This is a genomic window from Gammaproteobacteria bacterium, from assembly GCA_022340215.1.
Classification (GTDB): domain Bacteria; phylum Pseudomonadota; class Gammaproteobacteria; order JAJDOJ01; family JAJDOJ01; genus JAJDOJ01.
On record JAJDOJ010000188.1, the window covers coordinates 1 to 6,255 of the forward strand.

5 protein-coding genes and 1 pseudogene are annotated in these 6,255 nt (G+C 61.3%); 4 read left to right on the forward strand and 2 right to left on the reverse strand.

Annotated features, from left to right (window positions below; translation table 11 throughout):
* Window positions 1–140 precede the first annotated feature (140 nt).
* The 3 genes from LJE91_13310 to LJE91_13320 all read left to right on the forward strand — a co-directional run bounded on the left by LJE91_13310 (window position 141) and on the right by LJE91_13320 (window position 4,371).
* The gene (locus tag LJE91_13310; protein ID MCG6869662.1) at window positions 141–1,103 is read left to right on the forward strand and encodes a helix-turn-helix domain-containing protein; all 963 of its coding nucleotides are present in this window, start codon (window positions 141–143) and stop codon (window positions 1,101–1,103) included.
* A gap of 161 nt (window positions 1,104–1,264) precedes the next feature.
* Window positions 1,265–2,767 carry a DUF1254 domain-containing protein gene (locus LJE91_13315; GenBank protein MCG6869663.1) on the forward strand — a complete coding sequence of 501 codons (1,503 nt, stop codon included), beginning with the start codon at window positions 1,265–1,267 and terminating at the stop codon, window positions 2,765–2,767.
* A gap of 71 nt (window positions 2,768–2,838) precedes the next feature.
* Window positions 2,839–4,371 (forward strand): DUF1254 domain-containing protein, encoded by a 1,533-nt coding sequence (locus tag LJE91_13320; GenBank protein MCG6869664.1) that lies wholly within the window; start codon window positions 2,839–2,841, stop codon window positions 4,369–4,371.
* Window positions 4,372–4,495: 124 nt separating this feature from the next.
* Here LJE91_13320 and LJE91_13325 read toward each other — a convergent pair.
* Both LJE91_13325 and LJE91_13330 read right to left on the reverse strand, forming a co-directional pair.
* A pseudogene (locus LJE91_13325) lies at window positions 4,496–4,624 on the reverse strand (IS110 family transposase).
* 248 nt (window positions 4,625–4,872) lie between these two features.
* Window positions 4,873–5,571: a Crp/Fnr family transcriptional regulator gene (locus LJE91_13330; protein MCG6869665.1), complete on the reverse strand. Its 699-nt coding sequence runs from the start codon at window positions 5,569–5,571 to the stop codon at window positions 4,873–4,875.
* Window positions 5,572–5,682: 111 nt separating this feature from the next.
* Here LJE91_13330 and LJE91_13335 point away from each other — a divergent pair.
* Window positions 5,683–6,255 (forward strand): sulfatase-like hydrolase/transferase (locus LJE91_13335; GenBank protein MCG6869666.1); only part of this gene is annotated, 573 nt, incomplete at its 3' end.

The window sequence follows — 6,255 nt, forward strand, 5'->3', positions numbered from 1 at the left end:
ATCCGCCAGGAGCGGACGTAGGCGACGGGAACGACGTGCCGCTCGGTAGATCTTGCGATAGCTTCCAGGTCCGAGCTACTGCCAAACTGCTGTCTCTTTCTCGCGCCAAGAATCCGCCATTCCGTTCGGAGCGCGTCGCAATGCATTCTCTGCCTCCTTACGAAGGCTGGACTCGCGTCCCGATCTCCCGGATCGAGGATCTCAGCGATGCCGTCTACGGTGCTGGTCTCGATGCGACGCAGATGTCGGCGGGAGACCTCTCGGGTGGATTGGCGTTCTCAGAATCCGATGGCGTCATTTGCACAAGCGGTTTGATAAATGGACGCGTGGCGCTGTTCGGCCCGCTGGCCCAGGACATGATCACTATCGGGATCGGCCTTTACCTAGCTCCCGGCACGCGCCATTGGCTGAAAGAAGTTGAGACGGGCAACATCGGTGTCTTCTTTCCGGGCGACGAGCACGACTCGATCTATGCGCCCGGCTCTCTCTACACAACGGTCACGTTAACGAAAGAAAAGCTGGAGGAAGAGGCAGCACAGCACGACCTTGTCCTTGATCCGGGAGTGCTCGGGGGAACCGGCGTGCACGCACGCGACATCGTACCGGAAGTCCGCGCGTCGCTTAAGAACGCGTTTGAACGCATTCACCAGGGTTGTTGTGCGCCTGGCGACGACAATATTGGCAGGACAACGCTGGACGCGCTGATCTTGCATCTCGGTCGTCCACCCCATGTTGGACTGAGAGGGACGTATCACGGGGGCTTTGGCAAGATCGTCAGAAGGGCACGCGCCTACATCCTTGAAAACCTCTCCGAGCCGATCTCTGTCGATGCCGTCGCAGCTGCCGCCTACACGTCTCGCCGTACTCTGTTTCGTGCCTTCGCCGATATTCTTGACGATACTCCACGCGGTTATGTTCGACGGCTCCGGCTTCACCGCATTCGCAATGACCTCGCAAGCGACACAGAAAAGGCCTGCACGATAGCGCTGATCGCCAATCAGTGGGGCATCAGCGATCTCGGGCGGATGTCCGGCTGGTACCGCGAGCTTTTTGGTGAGCGGCCGAGAGAGACGCTGGCAAATCTGCGTAATCAGACCGGCTGAAAAGCCGGCTTCTTTCCGCCGGTCGGCAAATTGGCACGAACTGCATAGAAGATCGCGTAGCGCCTCCCTATCCTGCCTCGCCTTAGCGCGACGCTCACCGCCGAGCGCTTCGAGGAAGAGGCGGCGCGTGAGGGGCTGGTGCTCGATCCGAGGAGGAAATCATGACTGGCAGATTGACAACTTTGGTCACGGCAGCCGTACTGCTTTCGGCAGCGGCACTGACGTCTCCCACCTTTGCCCAGAGCGTCCCCCTCGGTAGTGCCACGCTTCATGGCGATGAGGTGATCGAGACGCCGATCGGTGACATCGAACTTATCGACAACTACTTCGACGAAGACGCCTCCGCACGCCTGTTCGACGAGATGGATCTCCAGCGGGCGATCCAAGCATATATCTGGAGCACTCCGATCGTTAGCACGGCGACCTGGAGGGAGAAACAGAGCAGCGCATACGGCGCGGAAAACCCGACCGACTTTGTCGTTCTCGAGTCGCTCAAGGAAAAGCGCGGAATCGTTACGGCGAACCTGACGACGCCGTACATCTTCAACTTCAGCAATCTTTCTGACGGACCGATCCAGATTGACTACCCGGCCGGTCAAACCGCTGGCGGCGTGCTCGATTTCTGGATGCGTCCCGTCTTCGATCTCGGTCTCACCGGCCCTGATCAGGGAAAGGGCGCGACCTACATCGTGGTCGGGCCAGAGGACGACCCCTCCAAGTATGAGAAGGACGGCGTAAACGTCTTCCAGAGCGAAACCAACAACATCTTCATCGGTATTCGCATCCTCGACTCGGACCCGGACTACTACGACATCTACGTCTCGCAGTACAAGATGGGTCCAATTGATGGCGACGTGAAGGTCAGCAACTTCATCAGGGGCAAGGATGTCGAGTGGAGCGCCACAGCTCCGCGGGGTCTCGAATACTGGAAGAACCTCGCGATGATCCTCAATGAGGAGCCGGTGCGCGAGATCGACAAGCCGTGGATGGCCATGCTTGAGCCGCTGGGCATCGTCAAAGGTCAGGAGTTCTACCCCGACGACCGACAGAAAGAGATTCTTCTGAAAGGTGCGGGCATGGGCGAGTTGATGGCGCGGAACCTGCAGGTCAACCCCCGCTATACCGTTCCTTGGTGGGACGGAACTTACTGGTACAAGAGCTTCGACTTCGACATTTCCCAGGAATCGGACACGATCCAGCAGATTGACCAGCGCGCGACCTGGTTCTACGAGGCTGTGGCGAGCTCGAAGGGGATGGTCAACCCGACGCCCGGCGCTGGTCAGGTCTACATGACGACCAAGCGCGACAGTGAGGGAAACATGCTCCGCGCGGACAAGACCTACAAGCTCCACGTCCCCAAAGGCGTTCCGGTGGGTCAGTTTTGGTCGCTGACCCTCTACAGCGAGAATACCCGGCGCGCGTATGATAATGGCGGCACCGAGGTCAAGGACGTGAGTCTCGACAGTCGGATGGACCAGCTCCTATACAACGACGACGGGTCGATCGATCTTTACGTCGGCATCGGCGCTCCCGAGGGGATGGAGAGCAACTATCTGAAGACAGTCGGCGATGACGGCTGGTTCGTTTACTTCCGTCTCTATGCGCCGGAGCAGGCCTTCTTCGACAAGACGTTCAAGCTCGGTGACTTCGAAGTGGTCGAATGAGTTGGCGGCGCGGTCCCAAACAACGGGACTGCGCCCTCACAGCAAGGGTTTCTGGAAGGAAAGGCCACTCCATGACACGCACATTTCTTCTTTCAACCGCCGCGGTACTTTGCTTCTCCCTCGGCTTCCCCGTCTACGCTACGGCGGACCAGGCGCGCTTTGACGAGCTCGCCAATCTGCCGTTCGAACTGAACCGTCCGACGCCCGAGACAGCGAAGACGCTGACAGAGGAGCTCGAGTTCCAGCAAGCGGTCCAAGCTTATCTCTGGGCGATGCCGCTCATCAACACGCTTGGCATGAAGTACGGCTCCGAGGAGGTCTTCGGCGCCGGCTACAACGTCCTGCCGATCTGGAAGGAACGTCTCGACCCGAAAACCCTGGTCACGACTCCCAATTCCGACGTCATCTATGCGATGAGTTATGTCGACATGGGCGAAACCGGCCCGATCGTTTTCGAGGCCCCGCCAAATCTCCAGGGCATACTGCTCGATTTCTGGCAGCGTCCGATCCCGGTCGACGGCGGGCAGTTCTTCGGCGACGTCGGGCTACCGGGCCCCGACGGCGGCAAAGGCGGCAAGTTCCTCGTCCTGCCGCCGGGATACGACAGCGAGGTGCCGGACGGCTACTTCGTCTACCGCTCGGGCACCAGCAACGTGTTCATCTTCCTGCGCGCCTTCTACCAGGACCCCGACGACCTTTCGCCGGCTGTGCAGCTGATGGAGCAGGCAAGGATCTATCCGCTGAACCTGCCCGAGGCGGAACGCAAGGCGATGGAGTTTCCGAACGCCTCCGGCGTTCCGGCCAACATGCTGCCGCGCTCCGACGCCACCGCTTTCGATCAGCTCAAATGGCTGGTTGACAGCGAGCGTGAGAATCTCGCCAGTGCAGACGGCCTCGGCCTCCTGGCCAATATTGGCATCATTGCCGGTCAGTCGTTCGAGCCTGACGACAAGTCGAAGGCAATCCTCGATGCGGCGGCGAAGACCGCATACAATATGAGCCGGGTGATCGGCATGATGCCGGAACTCAACGGTCGCGATTACCGGGTGTGGAAGGACCGCCAATGGGTCAATCCGATCAACAACGTCACTGAGCCGGGGGCCGATAAATCACTGGATCTGTCGTTCCGCAACAAGGCCGGAGGCTTTCTTGAGCTCGAACCGCGGATCTGGTTCTTCACCGACTACTATTCGATCAGCCCGGGGATGGTTTCGCAAACGCCGGGCAAAGGTGCCGCCTATGAGATCGCTTTCAACGACGCCGATGGCAGAGCTCTTTCGGGCGATGAATCCTACAAACTGACGCTGCCGCCGAACGTACCCGCTGCGCTGTTCTGGTCCCTCACGCTCTATGAGGCGGAGAATGGGTCCGGTCTTGCGACCGAGGCGCGCCGGTTCCCGTCGCTCGGTTCGCGCGACAAGCCGATGCAGAATGCCGACGGCACGATTGACCTCTACATCGGTCCGGAAGCGCCAGCAGGAAAAGAGGCGAATTGGCTCCCTACCGCACCGGGACGCGGATTCTTCGCGATCTTGAGGCTTTATGGCCCCGGTCAGGAAGCAATCGACTACAGTTGGAAGCCCGGCGACCTCGAAAAGATGTGACGCTTGGCGAGATGCCGGGGGCTCCGCCAGCGGCAACCCGATACAAGCCTTGACGTCGGCAATGGGGCAGAAGCTGCCTTTCCGCTTCGCGGAACCGATGTCGGGAGTCGGATGGAGGTTGCGCGGCGAAGAATGTCAGGACCTGTGCACGCCTTAACCGACGGCGCAGCACGACAGACCCGTCGGTAGCAACGCCGTGCACCTGAAAGATGTTCTTCGCGATATCCAGACCGATCGTCGTTGCAGGCTGCATCTCTGGCTCCTCTCCGCTTTTCAAACACCGCGACACTAGCGCGGCGTGGGGGCGGGAGCCGTCCACAGCATCAGGAGCGGACGTGGGCGCGAGGTCAGCTCTCGGCCCATTGCAGACCTTGGCCCGACCGTGAGATCACCGCGTTGCAGCCTGTCGAAGCCGCCGTTCGCCGAATCGCCGAGCTTCACCACACCGAGAATGCCCAGCGAGGAAGGAGGAAGATCGTGGACTCATCCAGTCCGGTAGTTCTACTCGACGGCCGTCCCTATACCGGAAAGTATGGCGCGCAGGCGAACCGGGTTGAAGCCGATGCGCCCGTATTGTTGCGACACGAGGCTCTCGTCCTGTAGCTTCTTCAGCGTCTCGCCAACCGTGTTCCGCCCGAGGCCGGTCATCTCGGCGATCTCGGCCTGCGTGCAATTGATCTTGAGGTCGGCGTCGGTATCCGCATCGTAGCTGGCCAGGCGAAGCAGAGTCGCGATCACCTTGACCCGCACGTCGCGCTGCACCGCCGTCGCCGCGAACATTAGCGCATTGTCGAGATGCTCGGCGTTCAACGCCCCCAGACGGCGCCAGAAGGTCGGATCCTCCTCGCCGATCCGTTCCAGCCGGTTGGCCGGCAGGTACAGCAGAACAGCCTCCGTTCGCGCCCGGACTTCCGCGCGCCTAGCGTCTTTGGTAGTCGCTGCGACGTCCCCTGCCCACCAGCCGGGGCGCGCTATGAAGCCGAGGAAAGGGCTGAAGCCGCCTGCTGTTGTCAAGACGTCGAGACTGCCGTCGACAAGGCCGTGCAGGCCACCGGGGGGGTCGCCCAGCGAATAGAGGTTCTCACCGATGCTTCGCGTCTGCAGGTCGCACGCGTTCAGAATGAGGGTCCTGAAGGCTTCCGGCTGCCGCGACAGCCAGCCCACCTCACTGACGATCTGCCGAGCCTTCCGCATCGGCATTGAGAAAATCTCCTTAAATGCGCGCCGGCGTGCATTTTGCTGGCAACCCGCATGTTACGCAAGGTGCAAGCGGTGGCCCACGGAGCCCCGCGACGACCAGAGGAGGGTGGGATGGTGACAGGTTTGCGCGGTGGCAAGGCAAGGAACGTCCGTCCGGACAACGCGCCGTTGCGGTTGGCCCTCTACGGTGGCGCCGCTGTGGTGGCGTTCCTGGCCCTCAGCGTCTCTCAGGCGCTGGCGCAGGACTGGCCCGATCGGACAGCACTGCCGGATACGCTGTCGCCGTTCGAGGGAACGATCGGGAAATACTACACCGAGTCCACCTCCGACTGGCAGGATCCGATCGCCGCGCCGGAGGGGGCACCCAACATCATCGTCATTCTCCTTGACGATGTCGGCTTCGGCCAGACCGGCACCTTCGGCGGGACCATTCCGACGCCGGCGCTGGATGAGCTCGCCGCCGAGGGGCTCGAGTACACCCGCTTCCACACCACCGCGATCTGCGGCCCGACGCGTGCCGCGCTGCTGACCGGGCGCAACCACCATGTCGCCGGCAACGGCTTCCTGATGGAATGGGCCACCGGGTTCCCGAACTACTCGACGATGATCCCGAAGAGCACCGCGACGATCGGCGAGATCCTGAAGGACAACGGCTACGCGACCTGGTGGTTCGGCAAGAACCAC